Source organism: Leucobacter chromiireducens subsp. chromiireducens (assembly GCF_016758255.1).
In the GTDB taxonomy this organism is placed as follows: domain Bacteria; phylum Actinomycetota; class Actinomycetes; order Actinomycetales; family Microbacteriaceae; genus Leucobacter; species Leucobacter chromiireducens.
The window spans coordinates 371,566-387,373 of record NZ_QYAD01000001.1 but is presented as its reverse complement, the minus strand read 5'-3'; the positions used below and the strand labels follow the sequence as shown (position 1 = coordinate 387,373).

General features: G+C 66.9%; 16 protein-coding genes. 12 read left to right on the top strand and 4 right to left on the bottom strand.

Features of this window, described 5'->3' with window-relative positions; all coding sequences use genetic code 11:
* Nucleotides 1–22 precede the first annotated feature (22 nt).
* The 10 genes from D3226_RS01845 (at nt 23) to D3226_RS01800 (ending at nt 9,979) form a co-directional block, all read left to right on the top strand.
* Nucleotides 23–1,123 carry an ABC transporter ATP-binding protein gene (locus tag D3226_RS01845; protein WP_202380719.1) on the top strand — a complete coding sequence of 367 codons (1,101 nt, stop codon included), beginning with the start codon at nt 23–25 and terminating at the stop codon, nt 1,121–1,123.
* A gap of 93 nt (nt 1,124–1,216) precedes the next feature.
* Nucleotides 1,217–2,392 (top strand): ROK family transcriptional regulator, encoded by a 1,176-nt coding sequence (locus D3226_RS01840; protein ID WP_202380718.1) that lies wholly within the window; start codon nt 1,217–1,219, stop codon nt 2,390–2,392.
* 87 nt (nt 2,393–2,479) lie between these two features.
* The gene (locus tag D3226_RS01835; protein WP_202380717.1) at nt 2,480–3,826 is read left to right on the top strand and encodes an extracellular solute-binding protein; all 1,347 of its coding nucleotides are present in this window, start codon (nt 2,480–2,482) and stop codon (nt 3,824–3,826) included.
* 63 nt (nt 3,827–3,889) lie between these two features.
* Nucleotides 3,890–4,810, top strand: a complete 921-nt coding sequence (locus D3226_RS01830) for a carbohydrate ABC transporter permease (RefSeq protein WP_202380716.1) — start codon at nt 3,890–3,892, stop codon at nt 4,808–4,810.
* Nucleotides 4,807–5,709, top strand: a complete 903-nt coding sequence (locus tag D3226_RS01825; RefSeq protein ID WP_202380715.1) for a carbohydrate ABC transporter permease — start codon at nt 4,807–4,809, stop codon at nt 5,707–5,709. The genes D3226_RS01830 and D3226_RS01825 overlap by 4 nt, the downstream gene beginning before the upstream one ends.
* Complete coding sequence (locus D3226_RS01820) at nt 5,706–7,238, top strand: glycoside hydrolase family 3 protein (protein ID WP_202380714.1); 1,533 nt, start codon at nt 5,706–5,708, stop codon at nt 7,236–7,238. The genes D3226_RS01825 and D3226_RS01820 overlap by 4 nt, the downstream gene beginning before the upstream one ends.
* Nucleotides 7,235–8,134, top strand: a complete 900-nt coding sequence (locus tag D3226_RS01815) for an ROK family protein (RefSeq protein ID WP_237462175.1) — start codon at nt 7,235–7,237, stop codon at nt 8,132–8,134. Before D3226_RS01820 ends, D3226_RS01815 begins: the two co-directional genes overlap by 4 nt.
* Before the next feature lie 77 nt (nt 8,135–8,211).
* Complete coding sequence (locus D3226_RS01810) at nt 8,212–8,664, top strand: GNAT family N-acetyltransferase (RefSeq protein ID WP_202380713.1); 453 nt, start codon at nt 8,212–8,214, stop codon at nt 8,662–8,664.
* Nucleotides 8,665–8,670: 6 nt separating this feature from the next.
* Nucleotides 8,671–9,588, top strand: coding sequence for an EamA family transporter RarD (rarD, locus tag D3226_RS01805; protein WP_202380712.1), 918 nt, complete (start codon nt 8,671–8,673; stop codon nt 9,586–9,588).
* A gap of 76 nt (nt 9,589–9,664) precedes the next feature.
* Nucleotides 9,665–9,979, top strand: a complete 315-nt coding sequence (locus D3226_RS01800) for a metal-sensitive transcriptional regulator (RefSeq protein ID WP_237462174.1) — start codon at nt 9,665–9,667, stop codon at nt 9,977–9,979.
* A gap of 334 nt (nt 9,980–10,313) precedes the next feature.
* Here the strand turns inward: D3226_RS01800 and D3226_RS14985 are convergent, their stop codons facing one another.
* The gene (locus D3226_RS14985) at nt 10,314–11,828 is read right to left on the bottom strand and encodes a LuxR C-terminal-related transcriptional regulator (RefSeq protein ID WP_202380711.1); all 1,515 of its coding nucleotides are present in this window, start codon (nt 11,826–11,828) and stop codon (nt 10,314–10,316) included.
* Between the two features lie 143 nt (nt 11,829–11,971).
* Between D3226_RS14985 and ppk2 the strand changes: the two genes are divergently transcribed.
* Both ppk2 and D3226_RS01785 read left to right on the top strand, forming a co-directional pair.
* Nucleotides 11,972–12,940 (top strand): polyphosphate kinase 2, encoded by a 969-nt coding sequence (gene ppk2, locus D3226_RS01790; protein WP_202380710.1) that lies wholly within the window; start codon nt 11,972–11,974, stop codon nt 12,938–12,940.
* A gap of 75 nt (nt 12,941–13,015) precedes the next feature.
* Nucleotides 13,016–13,702, top strand: a complete 687-nt coding sequence (locus D3226_RS01785; protein ID WP_202380709.1) for a chlorite dismutase family protein — start codon at nt 13,016–13,018, stop codon at nt 13,700–13,702.
* A 20-nt stretch (nt 13,703–13,722) separates the two neighbouring features.
* Here the strand turns inward: D3226_RS01785 and D3226_RS14545 are convergent, their stop codons facing one another.
* From D3226_RS14545 to D3226_RS01770, 3 genes are all read right to left on the bottom strand, one after another.
* Nucleotides 13,723–14,124: a VanZ family protein gene (locus tag D3226_RS14545; protein WP_202380708.1), complete on the bottom strand. Its 402-nt coding sequence runs from the start codon at nt 14,122–14,124 to the stop codon at nt 13,723–13,725.
* 92 nt (nt 14,125–14,216) lie between these two features.
* On the bottom strand, nt 14,217–15,152 hold the full coding sequence (gene ccsB / locus D3226_RS01775; protein WP_202381486.1) for a c-type cytochrome biogenesis protein CcsB: 936 nt from the start codon (nt 15,150–15,152) through the stop codon (nt 14,217–14,219).
* A 138-nt stretch (nt 15,153–15,290) separates the two neighbouring features.
* On the bottom strand, nt 15,291–15,719 hold the full coding sequence (locus D3226_RS01770; protein WP_202380707.1) for an Ig-like domain-containing protein: 429 nt from the start codon (nt 15,717–15,719) through the stop codon (nt 15,291–15,293).
* Nucleotides 15,720–15,808 lie beyond the last annotated feature (89 nt).

Here is a 15,808-nt window from a genome sequence, read left to right as displayed (position 1 = left end):
GCCTGCCGGTGGAGGAAACACTATGTCTGCAATCACTTTTGACGGCGTCTCTCGGGTGTACCCGGGCGCCAGCGGCCCCTCGGTTGACGGGCTCTCGCTCGACGTCGCCGACGGCGAGTTCCTGGTTCTCGTCGGCCCCTCGGGCTGCGGGAAGTCGACCACGCTCCGCATGCTCGCTGGCCTCGAGGAGGTCGACTCGGGTCGAATTCTGCTCGGCGACCGCGACGTCACGCACATGCCACCGAAGGATCGCGACATCGCGATGGTGTTCCAGAACTACGCGCTCTACCCGCACATGACTGTGGCGGACAACATGGGCTTCGCCCTGAAGATCGCTGGTGTGAGCGCCGAGGAGCGTTCAGCGCGCGTGCTCGAAGCCGCCCGCATGCTGGATCTCGAGCCACTGCTCGGGCGGAAGCCGAAGGCGCTGTCGGGCGGCCAGCGCCAGCGCGTGGCGATGGGCCGCGCCATCGTGCGCCAGCCGCAGGCGTTTCTCATGGATGAGCCGCTCTCGAACCTCGATGCGAAGCTGCGCGTGCAGACCCGCACCCAGATCGCCGCGCTGCAACGTCGTCTCGGTGTCACGACCGTGTACGTGACGCACGACCAGACCGAGGCCCTCACGATGGGCGACCGCATCGCGGTGCTCAAGGAGGGCAAGCTGCAGCAGCTCGGCACCCCGCGCGAGCTCTACGAAACCCCGGCAAACGTGTTCGTTGCCGGATTCATCGGTTCTCCCGCGATGAATCTCCTCCCGGCCGAGCTCTCGGGCGACGCCATCCGCCTCGGCGCGCACACTGTCCCGGCGCCTGCGGCGGTGCGCGACGCGGCATCCAGCGCTGCGGTGACGCTCGGGATCCGCCCGGAAGACCTCGCGCTCGCCCCCGCAGGGGCCGACGGGATTCCCGTCGTCATCGATCTTGTGGAAGAGCTCGGCGCCGACGGCTACCTGTACGGACACCTCGAGGACCCCGCCACCGCGCATGACAGCGCAGCTCGCGTCGAGGTCGTGGCGCGCGTCAACGGCCGCGTGCATCCGCGAGCCGGGGAGCGGGTGGTGCTCACTCCGGCGCCCGAGCACCTGCACTTCTTCGACGCGGAATCGGGCGAGCGCCTCAGCTAGGCGGCGGCCGCGGCGGTCACGGTTCGGTTACGAGCACCCATTTCGTGGCCGTGGGGACTTGCGAATCTTTAGTTCGTTAGTTTTACTAACTCCATGACCGCCGCAACGCCGCGCACCCTGACCGCCAGCCCGCAGAGGCTTGGAATCCCCGCGCGCACACTCCGCCCCCGGGTGAAGGCGACGCTGGGCGACGCGAAGCGGCACAACCGCACGCTCGTCCTGCAGACCCTCCACGATACCGGTGCACAGAGCCGCGCCGATCTCGCTCGAGCCACCGGTCTCACGAAGGTCACGGTGTCGGGCCTCGTCGCCGACCTCATCACCGAGGGCCTGCTCCGCGAGCTTGGTCTCCGCGAGTCGCAGCGCCCGGGCAAGCCGGCGACGCTCGTTGACATCGCACGTGACGCGTTCGCCGTTGTCGCGCTCGATCTCAGCGACCACCGCATCATGCGCGGCGCAGTCGTCACGATCGAGGGCACCGTGCTTGCCCGCTCCGAGGTTGAGCGCGCGGAGGCCACGGGCGACGCAGCGCGCGATCTTACGGTGAAGCTCGCAACCGAACTCGTGGCCGTCGCAGAGATCCCACTCCTCGGCGTGGGCGTTGGCACCCCCGGCGTCGTTGACGACCACGGCGTCGTGCGCACCGCCCCGAACCTCGGCTGGGAGAATCTGCCGCTGCAGGAGCTCATCGCCGAGCGCACCGGCCTCCCCACCGTCGTCGCGAACGACGCGAACGTGGCCGCGCTCGCCGAGTACAGCTTCGGAGAGTCGAGCGACAACTTCATCCTCATCACGGTGGGGCACGGCGTCGGCTCCGGCATCATCGTCGACGGGCGCACCGTCGCGGGCAGCCGCTTCGCCTCCGGCGAGATCGGCCAGGTCATGGTCGGCACCGACCACGGCCTCGATGCGCCCTACGCACGCGAGCAGGTGCTCGAGCACTGGCTCTCGGTACCCTCGCTCACGGCGGCGACCGGCCCGGAGGTGCCCGAGGCAGAGCGCGACCGCGTGCTCCGCGAAGCCGGGCAGCGTCTCGGCATCGTGCTCGCGCCGGCCGTCGGTCTCTTGAACCTCGCCGAGATCGTGCTCGCGGGGCCACTTGAACTCATCGGGGGGACACTCGCCGACGCGACCCTCGAGATCCTGCGCCGTCGCACGATGCCCGACTCGCACAGCGACCTGGTGCTCCGCACGAGCACGCAGGGCGCCGACCTCATTCTGCGCGGGGCAACCGCCACCGTTGTGAGATCCCAGCTCGGGATCAGCTAGCTCCCGAGCCACCGACCGCGCTCCGCAGGAGCGCCACACTCGCTACACGCGGCACCCCGCGTGCGGCCCACCGAAAGGAAGAACACCATGAAGAGAAAGCTCACAGGCCTCACCGCTGCGGCCGTGGCCTCGGCGCTGCTGTTCACCGGCTGCAGCCAGGGCGCGCAGGGCGGCGGAGAGTCGGGTGGCGACGGCAAGTCGATCACCCTGTGGCTGGCAGGCGGGGACACCCCCGACGAGCTGCGCGACTACCTGAAGACCGAGTTCACCGAGAAGACTGGCGCAACCCTCAAGATCGAGGAGCAGGGCTGGGGTGACCTCGTCACGAAGCTCACCACCGCGCTTCCCGATGCGAGCAACACCCCCGACGTCACGGAGATCGGCAACACGCAGTCGCCCACCTTCACAAACGTCGGCGCGTTCCTCGACATCAGCGACATGAAGGACGAGTTGGGTGGCGACGACCTCATCCCCTCCTTCGTTGAGGTCGGCGAGGTTGAGGGCAAGAACTACACGCTCCCCTACTACTTCGGCTCGCGCTACATGTTCTACCGCAAGGATGTGTGGGACGCCGCTGGCGTTGCACTCCCGAAGACCCTCGACGAGTTCAACGCTGCAGTGAAGACGATCGCAGAGAAGAACCCGAAGGGCATCGAGAAGTTCTCGGGCTTCTACCTCGGTGGCCAGGACTGGCGCGATGGCATCTCCTGGATCTTCGCGAACGGCGGCGAGATCGCCGAGCAGAAGGACGGCAAGTGGACTGCCACGCTCGACTCCCCGGAGGCACTCAAGGGCCTCGAGCAGCTGCAGGCGATCTACCGCACCGCCTCGAACGCGCCGAACGACGCGAAGGATGCGAACCAGTACCAGTACCTGAACGACTCTGATCAGGTGAAGGACGAGTCAGGCAACGTGACCGACGACCTCTCGCTCGCAGCAGCGACGATCATGGCGCCGGGTTGGGCGCACTGGTCGATCGGCGACCTGGTGAAGAACGACAAGGGTGAGCCCGCTCGCGAGTGGAACGACGACGTGTTCGGCACCTTCGTGCTGCCGGGCAACGACGGCAAGCCCGCCCCCGTCTTCGCTGGCGGCTCGAACATCGGCATCTCGGCGAAGTCGAAGGAGCCGGAACTCGCCAAGGAACTGATGCGCATCATCTACTCCGAGGAGTACCAGACGATGCTCGGCAAGAACGGTCTCGGGCCCGCGAACCAGAAGTATGCGTCGTCGCTCGGTGATGACCAGTTCGCGAAGGCGCTCATCGAGTCGGCGTCCAACTCGAAGCTGACCCCGGCCGCACCCGGCTGGGCCGCCGTCGAGGCGAAGAACGTCATGGAGGGATTCTTCTCGAAGATCCGCGACGCTGACGATCTGAAGAAGCTCGCGCAGGACACGAACGCAGAGCTCGACGCCCTGCTCAACCAGAAGTAAGCAGTTTCAGGTGTGGGGTTCGGCGCACCGCCGGACCCCACACCCCTTCTTCGAGAGGTCACGATGACTCAGAGCGCTCCGACCGCACGGAAGCGACGCCGCTTCCGGCTCACCCCCTACGCGCTGCTCCTCCCCGCGACGCTCATCGTGCTGCTCGCACTCGCCTACCCGATCGTGTGGCAGATCGTCACGTCGATGCAGCACTTCGGGCTCGCTCAGCAGTTCGGCCAGCCCCCCGAGTGGGTGTGGTTCGCGAACTACGTTGAGCTATTCACCAATCCCACCACCTGGCTCGTGGTCGCCCGCTCCATCGCGTTCTGTCTCATCGCCGCCGGATCCACCATGGTGGTCGGTGTGGGCCTCGCGCTCTTGATGCAAGCGATCCCCACATGGACACGCATCACCCTCCAGATTGCGCTTCTGCTTGCGTGGGCGACCCCGGTCGTCGCGGCAATGACGATCTGGAACTGGATCTTTGACTGGCGGCGCGGGCTCGTCAACTGGCTCCTCACCGGGCTCGGCCTCCCCATGCAGGGCCACAACTGGCTGCAGTCACCGCTCTCGTTCTTCGCGGTCGCACTCATCATTGTCGTGTGGATGAGCGTGCCGTTCGTCGCCTTCTCCGTCTACGCTGCGCTCACGCAGGTGCCCGGCGAGGTGCTTGAGGCCGCGCAGATGGACGGCGCTTCGCCCTGGCAGCGTCTGCGCTACATCATTCTTCCCGTGATCAAGCCCGTGCTCGGCATCGTGATGCTGCTCCAGATCATCTGGGATCTGCGCGTGTTCACGCAGATCAAGCTGCTGCAAGATCGCGGCTCGATCGCAAGCCAGACCGACGTGCTCGGCACGTACATCTATCAGCTCGGTGTCGGCTCGAGCGACTTCGCCATGGCGAGCGCCATGTCGATCTTCGTGCTGCTGCTCACCATTGCCCTCAGCTGGGCATACGTCCGAAACCTCGTGAAGGAGGATGCACAGCCATGAGCCGCGCAGACACTCGTTCCGTCACCGCCCCCATCGCGGTCATCCGGCAGCGCGGGCACGAACGCCCCCGCCGGCGCACCCGCATCATTCTCGGTGCGCTCGCCGTTGTGCTCGCCATCGTGTGGGCCTTCCCCGTCTACTGGATGCTCAACTCGGCGCTGCTGCCGAACGTGGTGCTCGAGCAGACGAAGCCGACGCTGCTGCCGATCGGTGGCTCGCTCAAGAACTTCGCCGCGGTCTTCGCAGACGGCAGCTTCCTCCGTGCGCTCGGCATCAGCCTCACAGTGGCCGGTATTGCCGTGGTGTGCTGCCTGCTCTTCGCTTTCCTTGCGGCACTCGCAATCAGCCGATTCCGGTTCCGTGGCCGCCGCAGCTTCGTACTCGCAGTCCTCTTTATTCAGATGCTGCCCGCGGAAGGCATGTTCATCGCGCAGTACAAGCTCATGGGCTCGCTCAACCTCCTGAACTCGGTGATCGGCGTCAGCATCATCTACATTGCCGCGGTAGTGCCGTTCACCATCTGGATGCTGCGCGGCTTCGTCGCCGGCATCCCGGTCGAGCTCGAGGAGGCCGCGATGGTCGACGGCCTGAGCCGCACGCAGGCGTTCCTCCGCATCACGTTCCCGCTCCTCGCTCCCGGTCTCGTCGCGAGTGGCGTGTACGCGTTCCTGCAGGCCTGGAACGAGTTCACCGTTGCGCTCGTCATCTTGCAGGATTCGAGCATGCAAACGCTGCCGTTGTGGCTCCGCGGCTTCATTCAGCAGTCGTCGTCTCGCGCGATCGACTGGGGCGAGGTCATGGCTGCATCCACTCTCGTCGCGGTGCCCGTGATCATCTTCTTCCTCTTCGTGCAGGGCCGGATGACGAGCGGCCTCGTCAGCGGGGCGGTCAAGGGATGAACGCGCAGCACGACACCGCCGCGCGCAAACTCCGCCTCGCGGTCCGCGCCACGCTCATGCCCGGCTTCACGGGCTTCGCCACGCCGCAGTGGGTGCTCGACCTCCTGCAGGATGGCCTGCTCTCGGTCTGCATCTACGGCCAGAACGTGTCGGACCGTGCGCAGCTCACCGAGCTCGGACAGGCGCTCCAGCGCGCGGTTCCCGGAACGCTCGTGGCAATCGATGAGGAGGGCGGCGAGGTCACTCGTCTCCACTACCGCTCGGGCGCTCCCTATCCGGGGGCCGCGATCCTGGGGCGGATCGATGACGTCGCGTACACGGAGGAGATTGGTCGTCGCGTCGCCGCAGACATCCGCTCCGCCGGCTTCGCGCTCGCGCTCGCGCCAGACGCGGATGTGAACAGCACGCCGGAAAACCCGGTAATCGGCACCCGCAGCTTTGGCGCGACGCCCGAGGGTGCGGCACGCCACACCGCGGCCTGGGTGCGCGGGCTCCAGGCTGGCGGCGCGGTCGCGTGCCCGAAACACTTCCCAGGACACGGCGACACCACGCAGGACTCGCACCTTGCGCTTCCCACCGTCAATGTCGACCTCGCGACGCTGCGCGCACGCGAACTGCCGCCGTTCCGCGCGGCCATCGAAGCGGGCGCACGCGCCATCATGACGTCCCACATCCTGCTTCCCCAGATCGATCCCGACGCACCAGCGACGCTCAGCGCCCCGATTCTGCAGGGTCTGCTCCGCGAGGAGCTCGGCTTCACCGGCGTCATCGTGTCTGACGCACTCGATATGGCGGGCGCAAGCGACGAGATTGGGATCCCTGAGGCGGCAGTCCGCGCTCTTGCCGCGGGGTGTGACCTGCTGTGCCTCGGCACGGCAACCGAGGAGGCCGGGCTGCGCGAGATCGAAGACCATGTGCTCGACGCGATCGCCGCGGGCCGCCTGGACTCCGCCCGCGTGAACGAGGCCGCCGGCCGGGTGCGCGTGCTCCGCGAGAAGCCGCTGGCGGAGCCCGCTGTGACGGCCGCTGCCCCGGCGCCAGACACCGCGGAGATCTCGCGCGTGGCAGAGAGCTTTGCGGGGCTCGCGCACGCACGCGCGTGGCTCGCCGAGTACCCCGCAGCGCGCGTCATCCGAGTGGACGCCGAGGCGAACATGGCCATTGGTGATGCGCCGTGGGGGCCGTTCGCGAGCGGCGCAGCGGAATTGCTGCCCGCTGCGGCCGCGGCCTTCCGTGCGCGCGGCGTGCGCGCGGTGTCCGGCGCGGCTGCGGCCGATTGGCTGACGTCAGACAGCGCGGGCGAGGCGTCCTCGGGCCTCATCGTGGTGGGCCGCGACATGCACCGCTCCCCAGCGGCGCGCTCGGGTATCGTCGCGCTGCGCGCCGCGGACATCCCCGTGCTCACGGTGGATATGGGCTGGCCCGCAGATCCAGGGGTGTCACCCGGCTACGCTGATCTTGCGAGTTTCGGATCCTCCGCGCTCGCCGGAGCAGCGTTGCTGCGCATCACGGAGGGGGCCGACGCATGAGCGCCGCACTACGCATCGGCATGGACATCGGCGGCTCGAAGACCGAAGCCGTCGCCCTCGACCCCGCGGGCCGCGTCGTCGCCACGACGCGCCTGCACACCACGGGCGGCACGGAGGGGGTGCTCAGCACCGCGGTCGCTGCGATCGACGCGCTGGCCCGCAACACGAATCGCTCGGTGGGAGACTTCGCTGCCGTGGGCATCGGGATTCCGGGGCAGATCGACCGCGAGGCCGGTGTGGTGCGCCACGCCTACAACATCGGCATCGACCACCTCCCGCTCGCCGCACAGCTCGCCGAGCGGACGGGTCTCGCGATCACGCTCGACAACGATGTCACCGCGGCGGCGATTGGCGCAGCCCACCTCATGGAGCTATCTGGAACACTCGCGTACTTGAACCTCGGCACCGGGCTCTCCGCCGGCCTTGTTGTCAACGGCGTGCCGCTCCGCGGGGCGCACGGCGTCACCGGCGAGATCGGCCACCTTCCGGTCGATCCGCTCGGCCGGCCCTGCCCGTGCGGGCAGCGCGGCTGCCTCGAGACCGTGGCCAGTGGTTCAGCGCTCAAGACCTTCTGGCCGGCCGGGGGCGACCACCCAGGCCGCGTGCTGCTCGGCGCGGTCGACGCCGGCGATCCCGACGCCACAGCCGCGTTCGAGAACCTCGTCCGCGGCGCGGCGAGCTGTGTCCGGCTCCTCGTGCTCGCGATGGATCCGCACACGGTGGTCATCGGCGGGGGGCTCCGGCTTCTCGGGCCACGACTCATCGACGGGATCCGCGCCACGCTCGAAGGGTGGGCCGCGGAGTCGCCCTTCCTCGCCGAGCTCGAGCTGAGTGGCAGAGTGCAGGTACTCGCCTCAGATTCGCCCGCTGCGGCCGTCGGCGCAGCCCTCGACTGAGTGAACAGAGGTTACGGTTCGCTATGGATCCAACAACGAAGACTTGCGCGTCTCGAAGCAGCCGCTAGCCTAAGGGTATGACCGATCTCAGACTCGAAGAACTCTCTGCTGCGACCATCGTCGCTGTGAACACGCTCGGTCTGAAGCCTGGCCAGGAGCAGTTCATCACCCCCGTTTCGTACGCAGCGGCTGCGGCGGTCACCCCCGCGCACACGGCGTGGCAGCGGGTGGTGCTCGATGGCGACGAGGTCGTCGGCTTCATCCACGGCAACTTCGACCCCGATGCTCCGCAGGAGGAATTCCGTGCAGCGCTGTGGCGCATCAATGTTGACGCGGACGCGCAGGGCGCCGGCGTCGGCACCTTCGCGGTTGGCGCGCTGATCGACGAGGCACGCACTCGCGGTGTGGATCGCCTCACTGTGCTGTGGGAGCGCGGCGAGGACGGCCCCGAAGAGTTCTTCCTGCATATTGGCTTCGTTCCGGTCGGGGAGACCCCGTACGGCGAAGTCATCGGCGCAATCACTCTGTAGCCGGGAGTGACAGGCTCCCCCACCCAGAGCTCACGCGGGGTTATCGCTTCGGTCGCATCGGCCGTAGCGTTCGCTGGTGTCTACTTTGTCACCCCGATGCTCGCTCCCGCGTCCGCCGAGGCCGTGTGGGGCATCCGCATCCTCCTCACGATCCCCATGATCGCGCTCGCGCTCGTGGCGGTTCGACAGTGGCACCTCGCGTCCGACATCGTCGTTCGCGTGCGCAAGCAGCCGCTGCTCGCGCTCGCCATCATCGCGTGTGGCCTGCTGGTGTCCGCTCAGCTCTGGGTGTTCAGCTGGGCGCCCATGAACGGGCGCGGCCTGCAGGTGGCGCTCGGCTATTTCCTGCTGCCCCTTGTGCTCATCGTGGTGGGGCGGGTGCTGTACAAAGACCAGCTCAAGTGGTGGCAATGGGCCGCAGCGGGCATCGCTGCCGTAGGCGTCGGCTTCGAACTCGTGCGCGTGGGCGGGGTGTCGTGGGAAACACTGCTTGTCGCGCTCGGGTACCCCGTCTACTTCGTGCTGCGCCGCGCCATCGGCACCGCGCACCTCGGAGGGATGTTCTGGGAGTTCGTCGCCGTCTCGGTGATCGCGGCATTCTTCCTCGGTCGGGAAGTCATCATCGGTGAGGCGACCGCAGCAAACCCTGCCCTCTGGTGGGCGGCCCCGCTGTTCGCGCTCTGGACCGGTGTCGCGCTCATGCTCTACCTCACGGCGTCGCGACTCCTCACGCTCAGCCTGTTCGGGCTACTGAGCTACCTGGAGCCGGCGCTGCTCGTCGTCGCCTCGCTCCTCAACGGCGAACGTATCGGCGCGGACGAGTGGCTCACCTACGGCACCATTTGGGCAGCGGTCGGGGTGATTCTCATCGGCGGTGTCGTGACCCTCATCCGTGAACGGCGACGCCCGGATCGCGCCCTCTAAGTCCGCGCCGGGAATAGCCGGTACGCCCTGCGCGATCCCGCCCCACCGCACAGATTTTCGCGTGTATGGTTCTCGCATGAGCGAAGTGACGGCCGAAGCCTGCGAGCATGAGACCCACGGGTACATTGGCCACAAGGACGACCTGCTGAAGCGGCTGCGCCGCGCAGAGGGCCAGGTCCGTGGCGTACACCGCATGGTGGAGGAAGACGCGTACTGCATCGACATCCTGACGCAGGTGTCTGCAGCAACAAAGGCGCTCGAGCGCGTGGCGCTCGCGCTCCTCGACGATCACCTGCGGCACTGTGTCGCCTCTGCTGCGGCAGACGGCGGCGAGGTCGCGGCAGAGAAGCTCGAGGAGGCCTCGGCCGCGATCGCGCGTCTGGTCCGCTAGTCGCGGGCGCGGCGCGTCCGCTGTCGCTGCCACGCCAAGAAACGTCAAGAGGCGCCCCGGTCCCCACCGTGGCGCCTCTTGACGTGTGTGCGCCGCGCGCGCGGCCGTGAGGCACGCGCACGCGGCAACCCCCGTGTGCTTGTAACGCGCTCTCCCCCGAGAGCGCTCACCGGCGCAAGCTGCATCTCGCGGCCCGGTGGTGCCTGCTCGAGGAGTGTTTCCAGACCGTCGAGCTGACTACTGATCACACTACCGACGCGAAGGCTCCAGACCGGTTCGTTGGGGCCCAATTCACCCCCCGTTTCACCCCGCTCTCGCTGCAGGCGAACGGAACCTAGATGAGCCCGCGGCGCTCTGCCTCCAGCACCGCAGAGCTCCGCTGGGACACTCCCAGCTTTCGGTAAACGGAGCGCAGCTGCGTCTTCAACGTGTTGAGCGAGATGAACTGCGCCGCCGCGATCTCCTCACGGCTCCGCCCGCTTGCGAGAAGCGCCAGCACCTCAAGTTCGCGTTCGGTGAGGTGACGCCCCGTGCCCGAGGTTGCCCGGGCAAACGGGGAGTTGTGCTTCGGGTCCGTTTTCGGCCACTCCGGCACCAGTTGCTCCGCGAGCGCCCGCACGGCCGGCTCGAACTGCTGCGCGTCGTCCATGCTGAACGTCCCGGGGAGGCGGACCACTCGCCGCAGCACCGCCTCGCACTCAGCACGCTGGTCGAGTCGCAGGTGTGTGGCGGCGAGGAGGGCGTGCCGCAGGACCGCGATGCGCCGCAGCCCCGTCTCCATCTCCGGCATGCGGAGCAGCTGCTGCTGGGCCTTGCGCGGCTGCCCCACTTTGAGGCTCACGAGGGCCTGACCGAGCTGGGCGCGAGGCAGCTCGGGATCCGCCGTGGCAATCAATCGCTCGGCCTCGTGCGCGTTGTCGCGCGCGAGCATGTTGCCGGCCTGTAAGAGCGCCACCATGCTGCCGGGGTAGCCGACACCCGGTGTTCGCGAGAGCGACATGCCTTCGAACATGTCGAGACGTCGCTGGGCCTCGGCCTCGTCACCCTGGGTAGTGAGAATCCGATTCGCGGTGATCGCGCCAAACGGCCACATCTCGCCCACCTGGCCGAGCGGAATCGAATCAAGGAGCGATCGGGCTACCGTGGGGTCCGGTTCCAGCAGGGCACTGGCGAGGGTCACGATCGCGTCGATGCCCGGCTCAAGCCAGCTCGTGGTGCGCGAGATCGAGACGGCCTGTGCGAGGTACCGTCGCGCAAGACTCGGGTCACCATCACAGGCTTCGATGAGCGCTGCTTTCGCGTACGCCTCTCGGAGCAGGCAGCGCAGCACCGGCGCTGGTGGGTGCATCCAGGCCTCCGTGAAGTGGCGCAGCGCCTGGGCAATATCTCCGGCGAGCATCGCCGTCGTGCCGAGCTGCACCGACAGGAAAAGATTCCAGCCACCACGGCGGTCGAACACCGCGTTGGGCTCGAGTCGGAGGGCCGCGATCTCCTCGCCGGCACGCACGGCATCGCACGTCTGCCCGCGGAGGCGGTGCTCAAACATGCGGGCGAAGGGCTCAGCCTCGGGCAGCACCTGATCACCCAGACGCGTAGCCGTGAGCGGCGTCTCAATCGGGGTTCCCATCAGGAAGGCGTACACCGCGCCGGCCACACTGCTGCGCGGCGCTCCACGTTGCATCAGCCCGCCGAGCAGGATCCGCAATCGGCTCGGCGTGGCCCCAAACCACACCTCGAGGGCGAACACGTCGAAGTACGCGAGCGCTTCTTCGACCGTCTCGCCCGCACACGCCACCTCAAACTCGCGGACCGCATCGGCGAGCTGCCGAAATCCGGGATTTTCGTGCACACCGACCCCTCACGATTGGACATTCATTCCCCATGCTCCAGCCTAGTTGTCCCAAGCTGAATGCACAGTTGAACCCCACAGCGACCGCGTAGAATGGGGGTGACACCAGGCCACACGGTAACGCGACTGGAAGGATCCCACGAATGGGAGAAACACCTCGTCCCCCCGCCCACACCGATGCCGCCGAGGAGGGCTTCGAGCTCGCGGCGCCTGGCCAGGTGGATGTCACCCCCGAGATCGATGAGATCGGGGAGCTTCTCGGCAAGGGCCGGCCAGCGAACAACAGCCCGGATGCCCCGTGGCGACAGGGCTACCCCTACGAGACGAAGATCACCCGCAAGGACTACGAGGAGCAGAAGCGTATTCTGCAGATCGAGCTCCTCAAACTGCAGGCGTGGGTGAAGGAGAGCGGAGAGCGCATTGTCATCCTCTTCGAGGGGCGCGACGCGGCGGGGAAGGGCGGCGCTATCAAGCGCTTCACCGAGCACCTGAACCCGCGTGGCGCGCGCGTGGTGGCACTCGAGATTCCCACCGAGCGCGAGCGCACCCAGTGGTACTTCCAGCGTTACGTGCAGCACCTGCCCGCCGCGGGCGAGATGGTGCTCTTCGACCGGTCCTGGTATAACCGCGCGGGTGTTGAGCGCGTGATGGGCTACTGCTCACCGCAGGAATACCTGGACTTCACGCGCGCCGCGCCAGAGTTCGAGCGCATGCTCGTCAACTCGGGCATCCACCTCATCAAGTTCTGGTTCTCCGTCGGGAAGGCCGAGCAGCACGAGCGCTTCATGTCGCGATCGCAAGACCCGGTGAAGCAGTGGAAGCTCTCCCCCACTGACCTTGCGAGCCTCGACAAGTGGGACGAGTACACAGCGGCGAAGCAGGCGATGTTTTTCTACACGGACACCCCTCAGACTCCGTGGACCGTCGTGAAGTCAAACGACAAGAAGCGCGCACGACTCGAGGCGATCCGCTGGGTACTCGCCCGCTTCGACTACCCGGGCAAGGACCATGCCGTAGTGGGCACTCCCGACCCGCAGCTCATCGGGCCGCCAGCCACGGTGTACGACGACGGTGAGACGCCGAACGGCGCCTTCCCGGTCGTACCTTCCTGATGCCCCGCTGAGACCACCGCTGCGGGGTGACTGGTTCCTCTTGCGCGGTCGAGCCGGGCGGGAGACGATGAGAGTATGACCATCGACACCAGCACCCCGCAGACCGTGTCCGAATTGCCAGCGCACTCCGCGGGCCCCGAGGAGATCGCGTTTGCGCTCTTCGCGGTGTTTCGGCTCAGTTCGTCGCACCCCGTGGTGCTCGACGGCCGCGATGTGCCCGCGATCGTGCAGGAACTCGAGGACGTCACTTCCTCACTCGCCGAGGAAGGTGTGATTGTACGCGGCTGGTACGACGTTAGTGGACTGCGCTCGGACGCAGACCTGATGGTACGCCTGCACGGTGCTGAGATCGAGGATCTGCAGTGGGCACTTCGCCAGCTGCGACGCTGTGCCCTGCTACGCCCGCTCATTCGCGCCTGGAGCGCGATTGGCGCGGAGTACCGAATCGACCCGGCAGAAGACGAGGCGCTCGGGTCCACGGGCTTCGATGCGCCCGCCGACTGGCTCGCCTGCGCAACGGCGGAGATCCCAGACGAGTCGCGCCTCGCACGGCTCGTCGATGACGAAGCGACGCTGCGGCTCTACGAGGCGACCGGCCTCTCAGAGGCCGATTGGATCGTCACCGCGGAGGCCGACGACCCGCTCAACGTCATTCGACTTGTGCGCCAGCTGAGCGAGAGCACCGCGGCGATCGCTGCGGTGCAGCCCCGCTACACCGGCCGCAGCATCGAGCCCGCAGAAATCGTCGAAGTCCTGCAGTAAACGCGCCGCGAGCCGCAGGGTCAGGGCAGGGGCGTCGACCGTGCGGCCGACACGGCTCGCTGCCTGGCACAGAGCCGGCGGAGGAGCGCGGCGATCCCGATCCCAATCCACGCTCCCACAGAGTTCGCAATCACGTCCGAGACCGTTGCGAAGCGCGCCGGGAGAAACCACAGCTGTGTGAGCTCAATTGCGATCGAGCACAGAGGAAGTAGCACGGCCGCGAGCCAGACCCTGCGGGCCGGGAGCAGCAGCCCCAGCGCGAGGCCCAGCGGCGCAAACATCGCGACATTCGCGAGAACCTCAAGCTGTGCATACCCAAACCATGCGGGCACGCCGAGGCCGTGCAGCGCGTCGAGCAGCTCTGCGATTCGACCCCGGCTGCCCTGATCGACCGGGTGTGGCCACATCGTGATCACAGCCACCGTCCCGCAGAGCAACACGAGACCGAGCACAAGCCAAAAGCGGCGTCGGTTTCGCACCGACGCCGCTTCGCGAGGCGTATCCCCCACCAGGTTTAGAGGCCTGAGTAAGCGTGCAGGCCCTTGAAGAACACGTTGACGATCGCGAAGTTGAAGATGACCGCGGTGTAGGCGATGATCGACAGCCACGCAGAGCGCGTGCCACGCCAGCCGCGCGTCGCACGGGCGTGAATAAAGCCGGCGTAGAGCACCCAGATCACGAAGGTCCAGACTTCCTTCGTGTCCCAACCCCAGTAGCGGCTCCAGGCAGCTTCGGCCCAGATCGACCCGGCGATAAGCGTGAAGGTCCAGAACACGAAGCCGATGATCGCCAGGCGGTACGACAGGTCCTCCAGGCGCACCGCGCCGGGGATGCTCCGCAGGAAGTTCATCGTGGGCTGCTCGCCCGCAGCGATCTTCGAGTCCCGTCGCGCCTGCAGCAGCTGCAGCACCGAAAGGCCGAAGGACAGCGTGAGGAATGCGACTGCGAGTACCGCCACGAGGATGTGGATGACCAGCCAGTACGAATCAAGGGCCGGCTGCAGCGGGACGATCGAGACGTAGAAGTTGACCTTCGTGATGCCCAGGAAGAGGACTGTGAGGCCGGTGACCAGAGTGCCCAGGAACCGCAGGTCGACAAAGAACTGCACGAGCAAGAAGATCAGCATGATTGCGCAGGTCGCAGTGAGCGCGAACTCGTACATGTTGGCCCACGGCACTCGCTCAGCACCGATGCCGCGGAGAATGGTCGCGCCGAGGTGCAGGATGAACCCGAGGACCGTCAACGAGAAGCCGATTCGCAGCGAGCGCGAGCGCGGCTGTTTCACCTCGGCCTTCACCGGAGCGGCCGCACGCGTCATCGTTGCAACAGCGCCGCTCGCCCCTGCGGCAGCTTGCACCGGGGTAGCCTCACGATCCGCAACCGATGCATCACCGCTTCGGTTGGCAAGGTCGACCGCGTAGAAGACAAACGCGATCGCGTACACGATCATCGCCGAATAAAGGGCGATCGTTGAGAAGGTTTCCAGCTCGCTCAGCACAGTTTCTCAGCGTACCGCCGCACGCCGCGAGATGCCTGGGAACTCACATCAGATCTACGTGCTAGAAGCGGGCACACACAGCTCTGCGCGCTACTTGGTTACTTCGATGTCAATCTGGATTGGCTCTTCGCCGCTCTGTTCGTTGGTGAGCGTGACGCGTGTCGTCCCCAGCGAAAGCGCGGTGACGCCGGGGTTGAACACCGCGCTGTCATCTCGATACCCCGCGGTGAATGCAGCAACGTCTGGATCTGAGACCGCGCCGCGGTAGCTCGCGACAGATTCGATCGACACGTCGATGTTCAGCACCTGACCGACCTGGAGCTTGATGAGGTGACCCTCGAGCTCGTTGAGACCAAGCGTGAGCGGCGCAACGATGTCACCGCCGATTGCTTCAGCATTTTCGCTGGTCCGCGCGGCGCCCTCGTCGATTCGTCCTCCCACGTTCCCGCTGCAGCCAACGATCCCCAAGAGAAGCGTTCCTGCAGCAATTGCCGAGCATGTCCGAGTCAGGTTTCGCATGCCTCCAGTCTGACACCCGGCTCCCAGGAGTGCACGCACAAAACGGGGCGTGGATTCTCGTGAATCCACGCCCCGTTTTGCTGATCAGG